The organism is Roseococcus sp. (assembly GCF_965227005.1).
Classification (GTDB): domain Bacteria; phylum Pseudomonadota; class Alphaproteobacteria; order Acetobacterales; family Acetobacteraceae; genus Roseococcus.
In genome coordinates this window covers 21,109-41,019 of the sequence record NZ_CBDDFJ010000026.1, presented here as the reverse complement: position 1 = coordinate 41,019, position 19,911 = coordinate 21,109, and the positions used below count along the sequence as shown (strand labels likewise).

Here is a 19,911-nt window from a genome sequence, read left to right as displayed (position 1 = left end):
CCGCGGTTTCGCGGAACCCGTTCGGCGCGCTACACAGATGTGATGCAAGCCGTCACCGAACGCGACGCCCTGATCGCCGCCCTGAGCTGGCAACTCTCGATGGGCGCGGACGAGGCGATGCTCGACGCGCCCGTCGCCCGCACCGCCGCGCCTCCGCCCGGGCCGGAGGCCGAGGCGAAGCGTCCGCCAACAACGCCTTCCGCCCCCATTCCGTTGCGCAAGGTCCCGCCGGCGGGCCAGCTTTCCGCCTCCCTGGCCGCCGGGGCCTCCACGCTAGAGGAGCTGCGCGCCGCCATGGCCGGCTTCGAAGGTAGCGCCCTGCGCGAGACGGCGACCAACTTCGTCTTCAGTGACGGCGTGCCCGGCGCGCCCGTGATGATCATCGGCGAGGCGCCGGGCGCCGAGGAGGACCGCCAGGGAAAGCCCTTCGTGGGCGCCTCGGGCCAGCTGCTGGACCGGATGTTCGCCTCGATCGGGCTGAGCCGGGCGGAAAACCTCTACATCACGAACATCCTGCCCTTCCGTCCGCCGGGAAACCGCACGCCGACGGACGCCGAGATCGCGCTTTTCCTGCCTTTCGTGCTGCGCCACGTGCAGCTGGCGGCACCGCGTTTCCTCGTCCTCGCGGGCGGCGTTTCGGCCAAGGGCGTGTTGCAGGCGCGTGAGGGAATCACTCGTCTGCGTGGTCGCTGGCACGAAGTAACGGTACTTGACGGAACAGTATTCAAGGTGCTTCCCACCTGGCATCCGGCCTATTTGTTGAGAAATCCCATTGCGAAGCGGGATGCCTGGGCGGACCTCCTGTTACTGCGTCGCAACATGAAAGATGACTAGAATAGGGCAGACTGGAAATCTGTCCGGATCAACCGTCAGCCGGCTTTCCATATCTGGAACGGTTCGAGGCTGTCAGAAAATAAGCGCTTGCCAGCTTCGCCGGGACTGGGTACCGGGTAGCCCGTCATGCGAGCGATTGCCCCCATGGCCCGACTTCGACCCGGCCTGCTTGCCGGGTTTCTGCTTCTCGGCGCCGGGCTTGCCCCGGCCACCGCTCAACGGGCCAGCGAACAGGCCGCTCCTTCCCAGGCGCGGGCACGAACACAAATTGCCGGCCTGCCACAGCCGCTCTCGGCCACGGATGCCGCGCGGCTTCGCCGTGCCTTCGAGGCGCAGGCGCGGGGCGACCTCTCGACCGCCGTGCGGGAGTCCGAGCGCCTCGACGACCGGCGGCTGATGGGACACCTCCTCGCCGACCGCTATCGGCGCGGCGAGCCCACCGTCTACGAGCTCCAGGCCTGGCTCGCCGATTTCTCCGACCTGCCCGACGCGCCGCTGGTCCATGAGACCCTCGTCGCCCGCCTGCCGCGCGGGGCCGCCGCCCCGCCGCCGCCCAGCCAGCCGGACCTGCCGGGCGATCTGCTCCCCGAGGACCGCGCGCCCGAAGGCCCTCGCCTGTCGCGGGATTCCGGGCTGGAGCGCAGCGTCACCCAGCGCCTCAACGACGGCAATCTCGATGGGGCCCTCGCGCTCATCCAGGCCCGCCGCGGGCTGAGCCAGGCCTATCTGGCCCAGCTCAAGACCGAGATGGCGCAGACCCTGTTCCGCCTCGGACGGGATGCCGATGCCTGGCGCCTCGCCCAGGAGGCGCTGCGCCTCGCGCCGCACAATCCCTTCGCCGCCTATCAGGCCGGGCTCTCCGCCTGGGGGTCGGGCCAGTTCGACGCCGCCCAGGCGGCCTTCGAGCGCGCCTCGCGCAACGACAAGGCCCCGCCGACCCTGCGCGCCGCCGCCGCCTTCTGGGTCGCCCGCTCGGCCGTGCGCGCGCGCCGGCCCGCGCTCTACGTCCCCTGGATGCTCCAGGCCGCGCAGGAGCCGCGCACCTTCTACGGCATGATCGCCCGCCGCAGCCTGGGCCTGCCGCCCGGCCTCGTCTGGGAGCGCGACCAGGCCAATGAATCCCACGCCCAGCGCCTCGCCGAGACGGCCGGCGGCTGGCGGGCCCTGGCGCTGCTGCAGATCGGCCAGAAGGACCGCGCCGAGGCCGAGCTTCGGCTGCTCAACCGCCGCACGCGCAACAATGCCCCCGTCGTGCAGGGCATCCTCAGCGTGGCGCAGCAGTCGGGGCTGACCGGCCTTTCCTCCGAGGTCGCCTCGCAGGCCCAGGGCGAGGACGGCCGCGTGCGCGACGTCGCCCGCTTCCCGCTGCCGACCCTGCTGCCCAATGGCGGCTTCCGCATGGATCCCTCGCTGCTCTACGCCCTGGCCCTGCAGGAGAGCCGCTTCAATCCCGGCGCCGTCAGCCCGGCCGGGGCGCGCGGCATCCTCCAGATCATGCCGGCGACGGCGAGCTACCTCGCTAACGACCCTTCGCTGCGCGGCGAGAACGTCTCCCGCCTGCACGATCCCGGCTTCAGCCTCGAGATCGGCCAGCGCTACATCCATTATCTGGTGCGCCACGAGGCCATCCAGGGCGACATGATCCGCGTGCTGGCGGCCTATAACGCGGGGCCGGGAAACCTGGCCCGCTGGCTGCCCGCCACGCGCCATCGGGCGGACCCGCTGCTCTTCATCGAGAGCATCCCCTTCAACGAGACGCGCAACTTCGTCAGCCAGGTGCTGACCTATAGCTGGATCTACGCGAACCGCCTCGGCCTGCCGACGCCCTCGCTCGACCAGCTGGCCGGCGGCAATTTTCCGACCTTCCCGAACACGGAAGAGGTCACGGCCATGTTGCGGGTCCGGACGCAGCGTACCAATTGAGAGCGGCCGATCGCTCAGGGCCACCGCGGCCCGGGGCGTGAATCGGCCCCGCGCCCTCCGGGGCCAGCCTGCCGAGGTCTCAATGCCGATCGATCCCGAACGCGCCTTCCTGCCCGTCAACATCGCCGTCCTGACGGTCAGCGACACGCGCGACTTCGCCTCCGACCGCTCGGGCGAGACGCTCCAGGCGCGCATCGAGGCCGCCGGCCATCGCTGCGCCGACCGCCAGATCTGCCGCGACGAGGCGGGGGTGATCGAGGCGAAGCTGCTCACCTGGATCGCCGATCCCGAGGTCGATTGCGTCATCACCACGGGCGGCACCGGCATCACGGGGCGCGACGTGACGCCCGAGGCCTTCGATCGCGTGCTGGAGAAGGAGATCACCGGCTTCGGCGAGCTCTTCCGCATGCTGAGCTATCAGAAGATCGGCACCTCCACGATCCAGTCGCGCGCCATCGGCGGGGTGGCAGGCGGCACCTATCTCTTCGCGCTGCCGGGCAGCACGGGGGCCTGCAAGGATGCCTGGGACGATATCCTGGTCTTCCAGCTCGATGCGCGCTTCCGGCCCTGCAACCTGGTGGAGCTCATGCCGCGGCTCAAGGAACATCTGGCCTGAGTTCTTCGGCCAGGCGGGCTCAGCGCTGCAGTGATGGTCTTCTGGGGTATCCGGAAGGACTCGCCTGAAGGCGCGGGGGCTGCGGCCCCCCGCCGGTGCGTTCCAGGCAGATGACGCGGCTGCGGTTGGTGCAGATCCGCAGCCGGTTGGGCGTCTCCAGCCACAGGCAGGCGCGGCCGGGCCACGGCATCGCGCCGACGGGCATCAGTGCCCGCCGCTCGTCCAGCGCCGTGAGCGGGACCGGGCGGCGGAGCGGGCCATTGCCCATCGCGGCCATGGCCACGCCCTCGGGCGTCATCTCGATCGACAGATCCAGCCAGGGCCTCGTCGAGCGCCAGCGCCCGGCGAAGGCGGCGGTCGAGGCGCCTTCGGCCACGGGGTGGAAGTGCCGGGGCACATGCCCGATCGTCCCGGCGATACCGTCCGCCTCCGGGTGCAGATGCATCGGCAGATAGGGCGAAAGCGCGAAGGCCGCGCCGTCGGGGGCGGCGAAAAGCGCCTCGCGCGCGCCGAGGAAGGTGAGCTGGCCGGCGCGATGCTCGATCCAGGCCGGGCCAGCATCCTCCACGAAGAGCCCTTCGGGAAGCAGCGCCGTCGCCGGGGAGGGCAGCTCCACGCCCAGCAGCGATGCCAGGACCCGCAGGGCCGGCAGCAGTGGGTCGGTGTCCTCGCGGTTGGAGAGGAGGAGGACGCCCGCCCCGGCCTCGGCGTCGAGAAGAAAATGGCTCTTGAAGCCGGGCAGATGTCCGCCATGGCCGATCCAGCGCCGTCCCCCGATCTCCATCAGCGCGAGGCCGAGCCCATAGGCCGAGACGGTCCCGTCCTCCAGCACGCCGGGGGTCGCGAGACGCGACAGCACCGCGCCGGCCGGGCCGTCGCCGCGCAGCAGGGCCTGGAGCCAGAGGGCGAGGTCCGTCGCACTTCCGGTCAGGGCGCCGGAGGCGGAGAGCGCCATGCCGTAGCTGCCGGCGCGCCAGCCCGAAGCAGGCGAATCCCGCCAATGGCCGTCGGCGAGGTCGGGCAGGGGCGTGTCCCAGCCGCTCGGGTATCGCAATCCGGTGCCGAGCGCCGCGTTCAGCGGACCCTCGACCCAGTCGCGGAAGATCGCGCCCCGGCGCGCCAGTCCCTGCTCCACGAGCCGGTAGCCGGTGTTGCTGTAGGAGATCTCGGTGCCGGGCGGATTGTCGAGGCCGGGCAGCTCGCGGGTGAAGGCGTCCAGCGCCGCGCCGTCCAGAGCGAGGCCCGGGGGCACGCCGCAGAGCGTGTGGCTCGGCGAGAGGTCGGGAATGCCGCCGGACATCCCCAGGGCCTGTCCTGCCGTCACCGTCGCGAGATCGCCGGTCAGGTCGGGCAGCATCGCGCCCAGCGTCTCCCGCGGGTCCAGCCCATGGCCCAGCGCGAAGGCGCAGAAGATGTGCTTGGTGAGCGAGGCGAAGCGCAGCCGCGTGTCCGCCGTGATCGCCCGGCGGTGCGACAGGCTGGCGAGGCCACCTGTCGCGACGATGCGGATCGCATGGCGGTCGAAGGCCAGGAGGACGCCGCCCGGTTCCTCTGCGGTCCAGCGGGCAGCAACGTCGGAAGCGACGGTGGAGGACCAGTTCAGGGACATGTGTCGCGATTTTTCCGTTCGGGCCGGCTCACGTCGAAGGGCCTGACCGCATGTTTGCCGGGCACCCGCTCAGCGTCGCGCGGGGCCCATCTCGCTCAGTTCCAGATTCTGCTGCGCCAGGTCGGCCGCCATGGTGTCCGGCGCCAGCTCGATCGCCCGGCGCCAGTCGACCTGCGCGCCGGCCACATCGCCACGCAGCTGCCGCAGGATCCCGCGTTCCAGCAGGCCCTCGGCATTGTCGGGCGCGAGGGTGAGCGCGCGTTCGACGGCCTGGACGGCCTGGTCCACCCGGTCGAGGCGGCGCAGCGCGGCGGCGCGCAGCACCCAGGCCTCGGCGCGCTCCGGCTCGAGGGCCAGGGCTGCGTCGAGGTCCTCGATGGCCTCGTTGAAGCGGCGCAGCGCGGCCAGGATGACCGAGCGGTCCACCAGAAGCTCGGAGTCCTGGGGCGCGAGGGTGAGCGCGATGGTGGCCGCGCCATAGGCCCGGTTGGCGTCGCCCGCGATCATCCAGGCCTGGGCCGCCTGGCCGAAGACCTGGGCGCGGGCGATGCTGCCGGCGCGCGAGCTGCCGCCCAGCCGCTCCAGCCGCTCGGCCGCCTGCTCGGCCTCGCCGAGGCCGATCATTGCCAGGGCGATGCAATGGCGCGCGCCGTCGCCGCCGCCGGTCGCGTCCCAGGCCTGGGCGAAACGCATGGCCTCGTCGGGATCGTTGCGCAGCAGGGTCAGGCAGCGGTCGTAATCGGGCCCGTCGGCGATGCGCGGCATCTCCGGTGGCAAAGGCAGGGTGTCGGGGAGCGCCTCGGGCGCGGTGCCATCGGAGACGGTCTCGTGGCGATCGGAGCTGCCGGACAGATACCAGACGCCTCCCCCCACCGAGGCGAGGAGGATCAGACCGAATCCGACAAAAATGGGAAGGCGGTTGCGCACGCGCCCGACTCTACAGCACTTCGCCTCCATGCGGAATCGCGCAGGGGCGGAGGGGCGGGGGAGGGAAGGGAGCGGGCTTGGCCATGGGGGGTCCGTCTGGAGTGGCGCGACCGGGGGATCGCGAGCGCAGGGGAAATCATTCGCGATCAGAAGGGAATAGCCGGCCATCCTCCCATGGCGCATGACCGTCCTGCCGGGGAAGCGGGGCAGGCGGGCGCGGGGCCAGACTGGCGGGCGGCGCGACAAGGCCTTACGAACAGCGGCATGAACGGCCTGAAGCCCATATTGGCCCGCCTTGCGGCGGGAGAACGCCTGGCCGAGAGCGAGGCCGAGACCGCCTTCGGCATCATCATGGCGGGCGAGGCGACGCCGGCGCAGATCGCCGGAATGCTGATGGCGATGCGCGTGCGCGGCGAGACCGTCGCCGAGATGACCGGCGCCGTCCGCGCCATGCGCGCGCGCATGATCGCCGTCGAGGTGCCCAAGGAGGCGATCGACATCGTGGGCACGGGCGGCGATGCCTCCGGCAGCCTGAACATTTCCACCACGACGGCGATCGTCGTGGCGGGCGCCGGCGTGCCGGTGGCCAAGCACGGCAACCGCGCGCTCTCCTCCAGGTCGGGCGCGGGGGATGTGGTCGCGGCGCTGGGCGTCAATCTCGATGTGCCGCTGGAGAAGCTGCCCGCCGTGATCCGCGAGGCCGGAATGGTCTTCCTCATGGCGCCCCGCCACCACGCGGCCCTGCGCCATGCGGGCGGCGCGCGGGTCGAGCTCGGCACGCGCACCATTTTCAACCTGCTGGGCCCGCTGGCCAATCCGGGCCGCGTCACGCGCCAGATGACCGGCGCCTTCTCGGCCGAATGGATCCAGCCCATGGCCGAGGCGCTGGGCCGGCTCGGCACGGAGCGCGCCTGGGTCGTGCACGGCCAGGGCATGGACGAGATGGCGATCTCGGGCCCGACCGAGGTGGTGGAGCTGGCCGAGGGCCGCACCCGCCGCTTCCAGGTCACGCCCGAGGAGGCCGGCCTGCCGGTCCATCCCATCGAGAGCATCCGCGGCGGCACGCCCGAGGAGAACGCCGCGGCGCTCGTGGCGCTGCTGGAGGGCCAGACGGGCGGCTATCGCGACATGGTCCTGCTGAATTCCGCCGCCTCCCTGATCGTGGCCGGGCGCGCGGCAACGCTGCGCCAGGGTGCGGCGTTGGCAGCTGAAAGCATTGACAGCGGCCGGGCTCTGGATGTTCTAAACCGCCTGCGCCGCGCGACCACCGAGGTCTGATTCCATCATGAATATCGACGTCCTCCCCGATATGTCCGACACGCTCGCGAAGATTCTTCGCGACAAGCAGGCGGAGGTCGCCGCCGGCGCTTCCGCCGTCTCCATCGCCGAGATGGAGAAGCGCGCGCTCGACCAGTCGCCGCCGCGCGACTTCATGGGCGCGCTGTGCCGCGCCCTGGGCGAGGGCCGGACGGGCCTCATCGCCGAGATCAAGCGCGCCTCGCCCTCCGGCGGCCTCATCCGCGATCCCTTCGAGCCGGCGGAGCTGGCCGTGGCCTATGAGAGCGCCGGCGCCTCCTGCCTCTCGGTGCTGACGGATGCGAAGTATTTCCAGGGCAGCGCGGACTACCTCAAGGCCGCCCGCGCCGCCTGCACGCTGCCCGTGCTGCGCAAGGACTTCATGATCCATCCCTGGCAGGTCTTCGAGGCCCGGGCGATGGGCGCGGACGCCATCCTGCTCATCATGTCGGCCCTCTCCGACGCCAAGGCCCAGGAGCTGGAGGAGGTCGCCCGCAGTCTCGACATGGCGGTGCTGGCCGAGGTGCATGATGCCCGCGAGATGGATCGCGCGCTGGGTCTTCAGACGCGCCTCATCGGCGTGAACAACCGCAACCTCAAGACGCTGGAGACCGATCTGTCGATCAGCGAGGCGCTGGTGCCGCGGGTGCCCGCCGACCGCATCCCGGTCGCCGAAAGCGGGCTGCGCAACCCCGGCGATGTGGAGCGCATGGCCAAGGTCGGCGCGCGCTGCATCCTGGTCGGCGAATATCTGATGCGCCAGCCCGACGTCGCCGCGGCGACGCGCGCGCTGCTGGGCACGTGAGCCTCACCCACTTCGACGAAGCCGGCCGCGCCGCCATGGTCGACGTGGCGGGCAAGGCGGAGACGGAGCGCCTCGCGATCGCGCGCGGGCGGGTGGTGATGCAGCCGGCGACCCTGGCGCTCATCGCCGAGGGGAAGGCCGGGAAGGGCGACGTGCTCGGCGTCGCGCGGCTCGCCGGCATCATGGCGGCCAAGCGCACCTCCGACCTCATTCCCCTCTGCCATCCGCTGATGCTGACCAAGGTCTCGGTCGATCTGGTGATCGTCGAGCCCGATACGGTGGAGATCGAGGCGCAGGTGCGCGTCACGGGCCGCACGGGCGTGGAGATGGAGGCGCTGACCGCCGTCTCCGTCGCGGCCCTGACCGTCTACGACATGGTGAAGGCGATGGATCGCGGCATGCGCATCGACGACCTGCGCCTGGTCCTCAAGGAAGGCGGCAAGTCCGGCCGCTTCGAGGCCGAGGCGTGATCCCGCTCGACGAGGCGCGCGCGCGCATCCTCGCGGGCCTGGCGCCGACCGGGCCCGAGACCGTGCCGCTCGCCGCCGGATGGAACCGGGTGCTGGCGCGGCCCATCGCCGCAAGGCTCACCCAGCCGCCGGCCGATGTCTCCGCGATGGACGGCTATGCCCTGCGCGCGGCGGATGCGGTCGAGGGCGCGACGCTGCGCCTGGCCGGGGCTTCGCCGGCCGGCAAGCCCTACGCCGGCACGCTCGGCGCGGGCGAGGCCGTGCGCATCTTCACCGGCGGCTTCGTCCCCGCGGGCGCGGACAGCATCCTCCTCCAGGAGGACGCGACCGCCGCCGAGGGGCACGTCCGGGTGAACGAGACCGTCATGCTCGGGCGGCACATCCGCCGCCGGGGCCTGGATTTCGCCGAGGGCGCGGAGCTGCTGGGCGCCGGGCGGCGGCTGACCGCGCGCGACATCGGCCTGGCCGCCGCGGGCAACCATCCCTGGCTGACCGTGCATCGCCGCCCGCGCATCGGCATCCTAGCGACGGGCGACGAGATCGCGCTGCCGGGCGAGAAGCTGCCCGAGGGCGGCATCGTCAGCTCCAACGCCCATGCCCTGGCCGCGCTCGTCGCCTCGTGCGGCGGCGAGGCGAGCATCCTGCCCATCGCGCCGGACGATCCGGCGGAGATCGCGGCCCTGGCCAGCAGCGGCGGCTTCGACCTGCTGGTCACGACCGGTGGTGCCAGCGTGGGCGAGCATGACCTGGTGCAGAAGGCGCTGGGACGTGACGGCTTCGTGCTCGACTTCTGGCAGATCGCCATGCGTCCCGGAAAGCCGCTGATCTGGGGGAAGCTGGGCGCCGTTCCGGTGCTCGGGCTGCCGGGAAATCCGGTCTCCGCCCTGGTCTGCGCGGTGGTCTTCCTGCTGCCCGCTTTGGCGAAGCTGCAGGGCCTGGCCGACACCGCCACGCCCACGCTCCGCGCCCTGGCGGGCGTCGATCTGCCGGCGAACGACAAGCGCGCCGACCATCTGCGCGCGACGCTGACGCCGGGCGAGGGCGGCGTCTGGATCGCCACCCCGGCCGCGCGTCAGGACAGTTCGATGCTGGCCGTTCTCGCCGGGGCCGACGCGCTGGTGCTGCGCGCGCCCTTCGCGCCGAAGCTGGCCAAGGGCGAGCCCGTCGAGGTCATCGCGCTCGCCGCGCTGGGCGTCTGAAACGCCCCCATGGCCCGCCGGGCCACGGCGAGGTCGTGATACATCTGCAGCCGGAGCCAGAACTCCGCCGGATTGCCGAAGCGCCGTCCGAGCAGTAGGGCGGTCTGCGCCGAGATGCCGCGCGCCCCGTGCAGGATGTCGGTGACGCGGCTGCGCGGCACGCCGAGTTCGGCGGCGAGGCGCTTTCCCGACAGGCGGATGGGCGCCATGAACAGATGCGCCAGCACCTCGCCCGGCGTGCGCAGCGGCTGGCGCGGACGGAAGGGCGCGTCGGGCTCGACCGGCGCGGGCTGGGGCTGCGGGCGTGCTGGAAGCAGGCCGCGCGCGCGGCAGACGGCCTTGAGCGCCTCGTCGATGCTTGCGGGCGTGCCACCGGCATAGACGTCGGCGAGCAGCCGGGACTGGGCCTCGGGGGTGATGGGGTATCGCGTCGCGTCCAGGGGCATCGGTTTCGCCTTCGTGTTCGATGGCGCGACGCTACACATCAGGCCCTGGCATGGGGCATCGGGGGTTCCGATCCGTTTGATCACGCTGGCCTATCGGCCTTGCGAACGGGATGTCGGTTTTTCGTGCACCCGCTTCCGGGCCGCTGCTAGCCTCGGCTTCAGGGAAGATAGCCCGTCCTTCCTCAGGAGGCCGCATGACCGTCAGCCGTCGTTCCACCCTTGCCCTCGCCGCCGCCAGCATCGCCGCACCCCGATTGGCGACCGCGCAGGGCGCCAATGTGCTGCGGTTCATTCCGCAGATCGACCTGGCCTTCCTCGATCCGCATTTCACCACGGCCTATGTCACGCGCGGCCATGGCCACATGGTCTTCGATACGCTCTATGGCTGCGACGCCTCCTTCAAGCCGACGCCGCAGATGGTCTCGGGCCACACGATCGAGAACGACGGCAAGCTGTGGAACCTCACGCTGCGGCCGGGCCTGCTCTGGCATGACGGGGAACGCGTCACGGCGCGGGACTGCGTCGCCAGCATCCGCCGCTGGGCGCGGCGCGACGCGCTGGGCGGTGCGCTCATCGAGGCGACCGACGAGCTCTCCGCGCCCGACGACCGCACCATCCGCTTCCGCCTGAAGAAGCCCTTTCCGCTGCTGCCGGACGCGCTGGGCAAGGTCACCTCGCCGATGCCGGCGATGATGCCCGAGCGGCTGGCCAATACCGACCCCTTCACCCAGATCACCGAGATGGTGGGCAGCGGTCCCTTCCGCTTCGTCGCCAATGAGCGCATCGCCGGCTCGCGCAACGTCTATGCGAAGTTCGATCGCTACGTCTCGCGCGAGGACGGGCCCATGGAGTGGAATGCCGGCCCCAAGCGCGTGAATTTCGATCGTGTGATCTGGACCACCATCCCCGATGCCGCGACCAAGGTGGCGGCGCTGAATCAAGGCGAGCAGGACTGGTGGGAGAACCCCACGCACGACCTGCTGCCGCTGCTTCGCCGCAACCGCCAGATCCAGATCGTGGTGAACAACCCCACCGGCGCCGTGGACATGATGCGGCCCAATCACCTGCAGCCGCCCTTCAACAACCCGGCCATCCGCCGCGCCATGCTGCATGCCTTCAGCCAGACGGACTACATGCAGGCGATCGTGGGCAACGACCCCGCGATGTACCACGTGCCGCATGGCGTCTTCTGCCCGAACACGCCGATGGCCAGCGAGGCCGGGCTGGAGCCGCTGGTGGGGCCGCGCGACCTCGAGGGCGTGAAGGAGATGCTCAAGCGCGCCGGCTACGCCAATGAGAAGGTCGCGATCCTCGCCGCCACCGACTACGCGCAGTTCAAGGCGATCGGCGAGGTGATGGCCGACGTCATGGGCCGCATCGGCATGAACGTGGATTACGTCGCGACGGACTGGGGCACGATGCTCTCTCGCCGCAACAATCGCGGGCCGGTGGAGCAGGGCGGCTGGAGCTGCTTCAGCACGGGCTGGGAAGGCGTCGACCACATGGATCCCGCCAATCACTACGCCATCCGCGGCAATGGCGATCAGCCCTCGGGCTGGCCCGGCTGGTGCGTGAGCCCGCGCCTGGAGGAGCTGCGCAACCAGTGGTTCGACGCGCCCGACCTCGCCGCGCAGCAGGAGGCCTGCCGCCTCATGCAGATCCAGTGCATGCAGGACGTGCCCAGCATCCCGCTCGGGCAATACGTGCAGCCCACCGCCTTCCGCAACAATGTCACCGGGGTGCAGAAGGGCTTCCCGACCTTCTGGAACCTCCGCAAGACCTGATCACGCCAGTTCGGGATGGGCGGGCACGCTGCGCGGGAAGGCGTCGCGCCGCCGCATGATGTCCAGCCGCGTGGTCGGAAAGCGCTGCATCGCCGTGCCGGCCGCCGGCAGCCCGTCCAGGGCAGCCACGGTCTGGAGGTCGGGCGCATAGCCGGCCGGGCCGGCGGCCAGGCCCGGCTGGGTCGCCGGCCACCAGCCGATGGCGAAGATGAGTCCCTTCAGTTCGCGCGGCGTGTAGCCGCTCAGGCGCAGCTCCGGCAGATAGGGACTCTGCTCGGCCAGAGGCAGCGGGATGCGCAATTCGCGCGTCACGGTCTCGGTCGGCTTCAGCAGGAGGCAGAGCGGCAGGACCGGCACGGGAATGCGCATCCCCGGCGGCACGGAGGGGATGTATTTTCCCACCATCGCCACCCCGTCGGGCCGCAGGATCACCTGGGCGACCTGCGCATCGGCCGAGCGCTTGCCATCCGCTAGGCGCGGCCAGGCCTCCATCACCAGCAGCGGTACCGGCCCCATATTGGTGAGCTGATAGGGGAAGGTGAGCGTCCCCTCCGCGCGGCCGGGCCGGCATTCGAGGCGCAATTGGCCAAAGGGCGCGCGGCTCTCGGCGCTCATGATCCCGCTTTCATTCCAACGGCGGCGGCGGCGGGGGCGGCAGGGGATGGGGGCTGGGCGGGGGATTGCCGGGATCGGTGGCGGTTCCGCGCGGCGCCGAGGGCTGGCTGGCGTCGTCATTGGCGCCCCGGTCGTCCACCGCCGCGCCGTCGAGCGTGTCGGCGACGGCCTTGCGATGCGCGGCGGCGGCCTCGTCCGACCCGTCATCGGGCTCGCCCAGAACGACGAGGCTGGGCGAGCCGGTTCCCGTTCCCGTCTCCTGATCGCCCTCGGGCGTCTCCCGCCCGGTGAAATGGCCGGGGGGTGTCGCGCCTTTCGGATCCGTGGGCTGCGAAAAGGGCGGCGACTGGACCGTGTCCGGATCGGGCTTGCCGATCACCACCGGGTTCTTGCGGTCCTCCGCCGCGGCCAGCGCCGGCGCCGTGGCCGGATCGTCGCGCAGGTCCTGCAGCTGCGAGACCGCGTCATTGACGAATGCGGGATCGGGCGGCTGGCCGGGATCGATGACGATGCCCTGGCCGCCCCTCTCCCCGCCCGCCACCAGCGTGCCCTCCGGGCCGTTGCGCACCATCATGCCGGTGTGCAGCGCCATGTCGTGCGACTTGCGGCCGCCGCCGCCACCGCCCTTCTTCGCCTGCTGCACCAGCCAGTCGGACGGGTCGCCGGGATCGGCCTCGGCGGCGTCCAGCGGCTCCTTGATGGTGGGCGCGTCGAGCTGGTCGGGCGAGGCGCCCTTGTGGTCGAGGATCGGCCCTTCGGTGAAGACGCCGGCGGGGGTGATGACGACCATGGAGCCGCCGACCACCAGCTGGATCTTCTTTTTGGCCTGAAGCGCGATGGTGTCGGCCGTCAGCACGATCATCGCGGCGGAGAGCATGCTCCCGCCCGTCACCTCGGTGAGCTGGTCGCCCTTGATGAGGAGGTGGTCGTCCACGTCGATCCGGGTGTAGCGGCTGTCGCCGACATGCAGGTCCTTCTCGCCGCCGATGGTGGTGAAGTCCCCGCCCGTGGAATCCTGGTCTGCCGGCTTCTTGCCGCCGCCGACCAGCGTGTGCCGGCTGCCGCGCGTCGTGTCGAAGCGGCTGCCGGTGCTGGTGGTGTCCAGCCGGTGCTCGGCGCGGAGGAGCAGCTGTTCCTTGCCCTTCTGGTCGTCGAAGCGGAGCAGATGGAAGCCGGCCTCGGCATCGGGCTGGGGCGTGCTGCGCGTGCGGATGCCGCTGCGGGTCGTGTTGTTGTTCTGCGTCGCCTTCACGTCCTCCTCCGACTGGATGGGACGCGCGGCCGGCGAGGGGGGCACGAAGGGAAGGTGCGTCTTGCCGGAGCCCGCATTGTAGACGCGCCCGGTCACCAGCGGCCGCTCCGGGTCGCCATCGAGGAAGCTGACGATCACCTCCTGACCGATGCGCGGGACGAACTGGGTGCCGAAGCGCGTGCCGGCCCAGCCCTCGGCCACGCGCACCCAGGCGGTGACCTTGTCATTGGCGAAGGGGCCCTCGGCCTGCGCATCGGGCGTGGCCCCGGGCGGACCCTGGTCCCAGGGAAAGCGGATGCGCACCCGCCCGAGGCCGTCGGTGTGGATATCCCCCTCCGCGGTCGAGGTGCCTTTGGGCCCCAGGACCATCGCGAAATGCGGCCCCGCCGCGAGCGGCCGCGGCGAGGAGGGCGTGGGCCAGTGGTCGGCGTTGAGCGGCGCGGTGGTGGGGACCGCGTCGAAGGCGCAGGCGAAGCCGGCCCCGGATTCCAGGAGCTTGTCGATGATCTTGGCGATCTCGGTGACGGCCGAGATGGCCGAGGTGATCGCCCCGAAGATCCCGCTGCTGGTCCGCCCGATCGCATTGGCGATGAAGCCCGGCAGGCCCGAAGGGTCGGAGGAGTCTGGCTTGGCCGCCAGCCAATTGGCGATGTCGACGCCCTTGGAGATGTCCTTCTTGAGCTCGTCGCGCAGCTTTTCCGCGCCCTGGCCCATCGCATCCTCGGGGTCGCCGCCGCCGAAGATCGCGCTCTTCAGCAGGTCGCCGATCTTGAGGAGGAAGTTGCGGTCGTCCACCACGTCGAAGGCGTCGAGTGTGACCAGCTTCAGCACCATCGACTGCGCCTCGGCGCCCGAGCCGGCCTTGTCGGCGCCGATATTGACCGCGCGGCCGGCGTAGAAGCTGCTGCTATAGGCCCGCCCGGAGAAGGAGGCGGAGGCGGTCTCGTTTACGCGCATCCGCAGCCGCGCCGCGGCATCCGGATCCTTCACCTCCACGGCCGTGGCGGGGAAGGCTTCCGCCCGCAGGCCCACGCTGTTGGCCGCGAAGGCGTAGGGCTGGTCCACCACCGCCAGCCCCTCGGGCGAGCGCTGCGGGTCGATCTGGTTGAAGTCGCCCACGCGCGCGTTCTGCGCCGCCGCCGTGAAGCTGCGCCTGAAGTTGCGGATGAGGTCCACGCCCTTGCCCGACATGGCGGATTTCGTGTCGCCGGCCGAGCCGTCCTCGGAGACGACGGTCATGGTGTCGTCCACGGGGCCGGGATTGTGCCGGCGGAAGGACAGCACCATCCGCTCGCGCGAGGGTGTCGCACCGGGGCGGCTGCTGTCGGGGCCATGCTCGAAGCGATAGGCGACGCCGCAGCGGTCGAGCAGGCGGTGGACGAAGGCGAAAGTCGTCTCATTGTACTGCACGCAATAGGGGATGCGCGTGGCCGGAAGGTCCGCGAGAAGGTTGGTGCGGAAGTCGATGAGGGGAAAGGGCTCGAACACCTCGCGCAGGATCGAGATGAGGTCGCGATCCTCGAAGACGCGGTAGCGCAGCTCGTAGCCGGTCATGCGGAAGGCGGGGACGAGGCGGGCGCGGTAGATGCGCCGGCCGCGCAGGGTGCTCAGATGCTCGAAGGTCTCGAAGAGGCCGAAGCGCTCGTTGAAGCCTTCCTCCTGCACCGTGTTGGTGATCTTCGTCTTGCGGATGCCGAACTTCGCCGCCCGCCCGATGAGCTGTTCCGGCCTGATCTCGGTCTTCTTGTCGCCGAGCAAGGTGAGCTCGAAGGCATAAGGAATGGAGATGCCCTCGGCGCCGGAGACGCGCAGCAGCAGGAAAGGGTCGTCGTCGTCCTCGCCCTTGGCCAGGCCGAGCGGCGTTTCCACGCTGAGGTGCCGCTTGGCATTTCTCAGGGCCATGCGGCGTCGCCCGGGGACGTGGGCAAGCGCGCTCTAAGGCACATGCTGCACCGCCTGGCCGGCGAAGAGGATGCTCACCGTCCCGCCCCACAGGCACTGGCAGACCGAGACGTCGTGCAGCGCGATCTCATGGGTGATCTGCCGGGTCGGGCTGCCTGGGGTCCAGGGAGACATGGTCATGGGCTGGCAGGGCTGCGGCGTCAGCACGCCCAGGGCGGCCGAGGTCGCGGCCGCCACCTGCGGGTTGGACGGGCTCATGCACAGGCCGAAGGGCTGGATGTTCACCATGGGCTGGTGATCCATGATGGTAGCCATCGGCTTCATGGTGTGGAACTGGCCGCGATGCGGCAGGACCTTCAACTGGCTCGGCGAGGGGCTGAAAGTGCAGGCGGTGACGGCTCCGTCGATCACCCAGAGCGGCATGGCGGAAACTCCCTGCGCGGTGGCGATTAAGCTCTGCCGGTCAGGTTAGTGACGTATGCCGTGTCATGACAATTGAACAATCGCCGCGGGCCCGCCCCGCGCGACAGATGCGACAGACGCGGGCTACAGCCCCCGCCACTCGTGGCTCTGCGCCTCGAAGGCCTTGCGGCCGAAGAGCGAGACCACCGCGGTGCGCGCGAGGATGCGCAGGTCCAGCCAGATGGACCATTCGCTCAGATAGGCGAGGTCATGCGCGGTGACCTCGCGGGCGAAGGCGGTGTCGGCCATGGTGCCCGACAGCCCGTTCACCTGCGCCCATCCGGTGATGCCCGGCTTCATGCGGTACCGCGCGCCATAGCCCGGCACGACCTTCTCGATGGGCATGCCCGCGACCAGCATATGCGCGACATGCGGGCGCGGCCCAACCATGCTCATCTCGCCCTTGAGCACGTTGATGAGCTGCGGCAGCTCGTCGATGCAGGTCGGGCGAAGGACGCGGCCCACGCGCGTGATGCGCGAATCGCGCGAGAGCACGCCGCGCGTGCCGGTATCGGCAGGGTCGTCGCGCAGGGTGCGCAGCTTCAGGATGTGGAAGATCTCGCCGTTGCGCCCGATCCGGGGCTGGCGGAAGAAGATGGGCCCCGCCCCCTCGATCCGGATGGCGAGCATGGCGCATAGCAGGATCGGCGAGACCGCGATCAGCGCGAGCGTCGCCAGCACATAGTCGATCAGCGCCTTCGCGACGACGGCGCCGGGCGCCAGCGGCTGGCGGACGAGCTCCAGCACCGGCTGGCCCGCGATCGCCGAGCGGCTTGTGCCCTGGGGCGCATGATTCGCGCCGTCGAGCAGCACCACGACCTCGGCCGTCAGCCACTGCACCTGCTGGACCGAGCGCAGGATGTCGATGGCGCGGCTCAGCGGCAGCGCGATGACGATGAGGTCGAGCCGCTCCTCGCCGGCGAAGGCGCAGAGGGAGGCGATGTCGCCCACCACCGGCACGTTGGACACCTCGGGCGGGCGGCGCGTGGCGTCGCGGTCGTCGAAGATGCCGACGATGTCTGGCGTTTCGGGGTTTTCCGGGCCGCTCAGCCGGTCGATCAGCAGGCCGGACATCTCGGTCGCGCCCACGATGGCGATGCGCCGGCGCAGCCAGCCCGCCTTCACGCCGCGCCGCGCGATGACCGAGAGGAGGACGCGGCAGGGCAGCAGCAGCGACACCGCGGCGACCGGCCAGAGCAGCATCGCCGCGGCATAGGGCGTGCCGGCCAGCGGCAGCACCAGAACGGCGACGGCTCCCCCCACGAAGAGCGGCAGGAGCAGGACGTCGGCCACGGCCCATGGCAGGTCGAGCAGCCGGCCGAGGCGGGGGGGCGCGAGGCGCAGCATGGCGAGCCAGCCCAGGCCAGCCAGCCCGCCGGCGATCAGCTGGGCTTCGAGCGGCGTGAAGGACATCTGGACCCTGGTGACGCTCAGCCACAGCCATCCCGCGAGCAGGAGGCCAATCAGGTCGATGGCGCTGGCCATCTGCGTGAAGGCGCTGACCGGCGCGATCGCATTCACCCCGCTCTTTCGGCGCAGGCTCTTCACGGTCGACGGCTGCGGCGAAGCCTCGCGATGCGTGGCGACCTCGGCATCCTTGCTGGCCACGCCCACCATGGTCTCGGGAGGCATCATCCGCAGGGCTGCAAACGATGTCTAGGCAAGGTCAGCATAGCAATCAGGCCTATTCTTCGCGGAATCAGTGGAAACGTGAATTTTTTATATTAAGAACACGCGGTGGGCGAGATCGGGTTATTTGCCAAGAGTATAATATTTTGCACTCAGGGTATACGGCAAACCTGGCCGCCGGGCGTGGCCTATCGCCCGCCCGCCGGCCCCGAGGCCCGTCTGGCCCTTGCGAGGCGCCGGGCGCGCAGCGTCATGCGGAGCAGGGGCGGCAGGTCTTCGGCGTAGCGCCGGCCGAGCCGCATCGGCTCCGTCCAGGCCCGGTGGAGCCATTCGATGCCGGCGCGCCGCATCCAGTCCGGCGCCCTGCGGGTCAGCCCCACGGAGAAGAGCAGGCCGCTGCCAACGGCGATGCCGAGGCCCGTCACGCTAGCGCGCGCCTGCATCTCGGCCATCAGGATCTCCGAGCGCGGCGCGCCGGTCGCCACGAAGACGAAGCGCGCCGGATGCGCCTCGGCGAAGCGGATCGCGGCCTCGCGCGCCTCGGGACTGCGGATATAGCCCATCGGCGGCTCGTGCTGCGCCACCCGGCGCAGGCCGTAGGTTTCCCTCAGCGCCGGCACCAGGAGAGGGCCGCCGCCGATGATCGTGATGGGGTCCTCGGGCTGGATCACCTGGCGCAGCAGCATCTGCGCGACGTCGCTGCCCGGCGCCACCGGAACGCTCACGCCGGTCGCCCAGCGGTGCAGGCGCGACAGGACCTGGCTGTCGTTCAGCCGCATCCAGGCCGCCGCCATCGCGGGGGCCAGCCCTGTTTCAGCCCGGCTGCCGAGGACCATCACCTGGGCGTTGATCGGCACGATGTAGGTGAAAGGCAAGCCGGGATCGCGCGCGGCCATGAGCGCGACGGCCCCCTGGGCGTCCACCGGGGTCACCTCGTCCTGGCCGAGGAGGAGGATGGTTTCGGGCATCAGGCGGTCCCCCGGGGGATGGCAGGAGAGGGGCGCGCGGCGCCGTGTCGAAGGTCGCTCGGAACGACAAACCATGGCCAAATATTAATTTTAATGCAACCTTGGCTGTTGGTAGCGCTTTTCTTTGCGCCAAGGCCAATGATAGGAATGCGCGGATTTCGAGTATAGATGCGCTTTCTGAGAGACATCACGGACGAAGAGACAATCCTCGGAAAATGAAACGAAATATCCTGATCCTGGGCGCGGGCGGTTTTCTCGGGCGCCATATGCTGGTCCGGCTCTCCGCGGCGGGCTTCGGCGTGGTCGCGGGGCTTCGGGGCAAGGGCGCTCCCGCCACGGGCGTTCGCCACCTCGATGCCACGGATTGCGCATCGCTCCGCGACGCGCTCGACGGCGTGACCGATATCGTGAACTGCGTGGCCGGTTCGCCGGAGGTCATGGTGCGCGCCACCACGGCCCTCTGCGCCGCGGCCGGGTCGCGGCGCATCGTCCATCTGAGCAGCATGGCGGTCTACGGCAACGCCCGCGGCCTCGTGGACGAGGATGCCCCGCTGGCCGGCGCCAGCCCCTATGCCCGGGCCAAGATCGAGAGCGAGGTGCTGCTGCGCGCCCATGTCGCGGCGGGCGGCAATGCCGTGATGCTGCGGTTGGGATGCGTCCATGGGCCGGGCTCGGAGCCCTGGACGCTCCGCCCCGCGCGCCTGTTGCGCCAGGGCCGGCTCGGCGAGCTGGGGCCGGCGGGGGAGGGCGTCTGCAACCTCTCGGCCCTGGCCGATTGCAGCTCGGCCGTCATCGCCTGCCTCGAGGGCCGGGGCATCAGCGGCGCCGCCTTCAACATCTCCGATCCTGAGCCGGGCAGCTGGAACGTCTATTTCCGAGACCTCGCCGGGGCGATCGGCCTGCCCGCGCTCGCGCCCGTGCCCGCCTGGCGGATCGCGGCCGAGAAGATCGCCGCCTATCCGCTCAAGGCCGCCGAGATCGCCGGGCGCCGGCTCGGCCTGCGCCCGCCCGAGGCGATCCCGCCCTCGCTCTGGTCGACCTTCGGGCAGGACATCCGCCTGGATCACCGCCGCTGCGACCTCGCCTTGCGCATCGCGCGCCAGTCGCCGGCCGAGGCCCTGGCCGAGGCGGCCGCGTGGCTGAGGCGCGAAGCCGCGATCGGGCGCTGACGCCC

Annotated in this window: 16 protein-coding genes and 1 pseudogene; 9 read left to right on the top strand and 8 right to left on the bottom strand. The window is 70.8% G+C overall.

The window, feature by feature from the left end:
• Positions 1 to 42: 42 nt before the first annotated feature.
• The 3 genes from ACO057_RS14525 (at position 43) to moaB (ending at position 3,373) form a co-directional block, all read left to right on the top strand.
• Complete coding sequence (locus ACO057_RS14525; protein WP_421992940.1) at positions 43 to 834, top strand: uracil-DNA glycosylase family protein; 792 nt, start codon at positions 43 to 45, stop codon at positions 832 to 834.
• Positions 835 to 978: 144 nt separating this feature from the next.
• Positions 979 to 2,757: a transglycosylase SLT domain-containing protein gene (locus tag ACO057_RS14520; protein WP_421992938.1), complete on the top strand. Its 1,779-nt coding sequence runs from the start codon at positions 979 to 981 to the stop codon at positions 2,755 to 2,757.
• Between the two features lie 82 nt (positions 2,758 to 2,839).
• Positions 2,840 to 3,373 carry a molybdenum cofactor biosynthesis protein B gene (moaB, locus tag ACO057_RS14515; protein WP_421992936.1) on the top strand — a complete coding sequence of 178 codons (534 nt, stop codon included), beginning with the start codon at positions 2,840 to 2,842 and terminating at the stop codon, positions 3,371 to 3,373.
• A 19-nt stretch (positions 3,374 to 3,392) separates the two neighbouring features.
• Here the strand turns inward: moaB and ACO057_RS14510 are convergent, their stop codons facing one another.
• Complete coding sequence (locus ACO057_RS14510) at positions 3,393 to 4,982, bottom strand: serine hydrolase domain-containing protein (RefSeq protein WP_421992933.1); 1,590 nt, start codon at positions 4,980 to 4,982, stop codon at positions 3,393 to 3,395.
• 69 nt (positions 4,983 to 5,051) lie between these two features.
• Entirely contained in the window at positions 5,052 to 5,909 is an 858-nt protein-coding gene (locus ACO057_RS14505) for a tetratricopeptide repeat protein (RefSeq protein WP_421992931.1), read from the bottom strand.
• A gap of 264 nt (positions 5,910 to 6,173) precedes the next feature.
• Between ACO057_RS14505 and trpD the strand changes: the two genes are divergently transcribed.
• From trpD to glp, 4 genes are read left to right on the top strand one after another with little or no spacing between them, the layout of a single operon-like run.
• Positions 6,174 to 7,187 (top strand): anthranilate phosphoribosyltransferase, encoded by a 1,014-nt coding sequence (gene trpD / locus ACO057_RS14500; protein ID WP_421992929.1) that lies wholly within the window; start codon positions 6,174 to 6,176, stop codon positions 7,185 to 7,187.
• Between the two features lie 7 nt (positions 7,188 to 7,194).
• Complete coding sequence (trpC, locus tag ACO057_RS14495) at positions 7,195 to 8,010, top strand: indole-3-glycerol phosphate synthase TrpC (protein WP_421992927.1); 816 nt, start codon at positions 7,195 to 7,197, stop codon at positions 8,008 to 8,010.
• Positions 8,007 to 8,480 (top strand): cyclic pyranopterin monophosphate synthase MoaC, encoded by a 474-nt coding sequence (gene moaC / locus ACO057_RS14490; protein WP_421992925.1) that lies wholly within the window; start codon positions 8,007 to 8,009, stop codon positions 8,478 to 8,480. The genes trpC and moaC overlap by 4 nt, the downstream gene beginning before the upstream one ends.
• A complete protein-coding gene (gene glp, locus ACO057_RS14485) occupies positions 8,477 to 9,679 on the top strand; it encodes a gephyrin-like molybdotransferase Glp (RefSeq protein ID WP_421992923.1) in 1,203 nt (400 codons plus the stop codon). The genes moaC and glp overlap by 4 nt, the downstream gene beginning before the upstream one ends.
• 26 nt (positions 9,680 to 9,705) lie before the next feature.
• On the opposite strand, the pseudogene ACO057_RS14480 reads toward glp, so the two are convergent.
• Positions 9,706 to 10,125 (bottom strand): annotated as a pseudogene (locus tag ACO057_RS14480) (HigA family addiction module antitoxin); the annotation flags it as partial.
• A gap of 194 nt (positions 10,126 to 10,319) precedes the next feature.
• Between ACO057_RS14480 and ACO057_RS14475 the strand changes: the two are divergent.
• Positions 10,320 to 11,909, top strand: a complete 1,590-nt coding sequence (locus ACO057_RS14475) for an ABC transporter substrate-binding protein (RefSeq protein ID WP_421992921.1) — start codon at positions 10,320 to 10,322, stop codon at positions 11,907 to 11,909.
• Here ACO057_RS14475 and ACO057_RS14470 read toward each other — a convergent pair whose 3' ends face one another.
• The 5 genes from ACO057_RS14470 to ACO057_RS14450 form a co-directional block, all read right to left on the bottom strand.
• Complete coding sequence (locus tag ACO057_RS14470; protein WP_421992919.1) at positions 11,910 to 12,524, bottom strand: hypothetical protein; 615 nt, start codon at positions 12,522 to 12,524, stop codon at positions 11,910 to 11,912. It abuts the gene before it with no gap.
• Between the two features lie 10 nt (positions 12,525 to 12,534).
• Entirely contained in the window at positions 12,535 to 15,678 is a 3,144-nt protein-coding gene (locus tag ACO057_RS14465) for a type VI secretion system Vgr family protein (protein WP_421992917.1), read from the bottom strand.
• A gap of 33 nt (positions 15,679 to 15,711) precedes the next feature.
• Positions 15,712 to 16,101: a DUF4280 domain-containing protein gene (locus tag ACO057_RS14460; protein WP_421992915.1), complete on the bottom strand. Its 390-nt coding sequence runs from the start codon at positions 16,099 to 16,101 to the stop codon at positions 15,712 to 15,714.
• Positions 16,102 to 16,224: 123 nt separating this feature from the next.
• Positions 16,225 to 17,775 (bottom strand): sugar transferase, encoded by a 1,551-nt coding sequence (locus tag ACO057_RS14455; protein WP_421992913.1) that lies wholly within the window; start codon positions 17,773 to 17,775, stop codon positions 16,225 to 16,227.
• A gap of 182 nt (positions 17,776 to 17,957) precedes the next feature.
• Positions 17,958 to 18,737 carry a WecB/TagA/CpsF family glycosyltransferase gene (locus tag ACO057_RS14450; RefSeq protein ID WP_421992911.1) on the bottom strand — a complete coding sequence of 260 codons (780 nt, stop codon included), beginning with the start codon at positions 18,735 to 18,737 and terminating at the stop codon, positions 17,958 to 17,960.
• 215 nt (positions 18,738 to 18,952) lie between these two features.
• Here ACO057_RS14450 and ACO057_RS14445 point away from each other — a divergent pair, with 215 nt between their 5' ends.
• On the top strand, positions 18,953 to 19,906 hold the full coding sequence (locus tag ACO057_RS14445) for an NAD-dependent epimerase/dehydratase family protein (RefSeq protein WP_421992909.1): 954 nt from the start codon (positions 18,953 to 18,955) through the stop codon (positions 19,904 to 19,906).
• Positions 19,907 to 19,911: the final 5 nt, after the last annotated feature.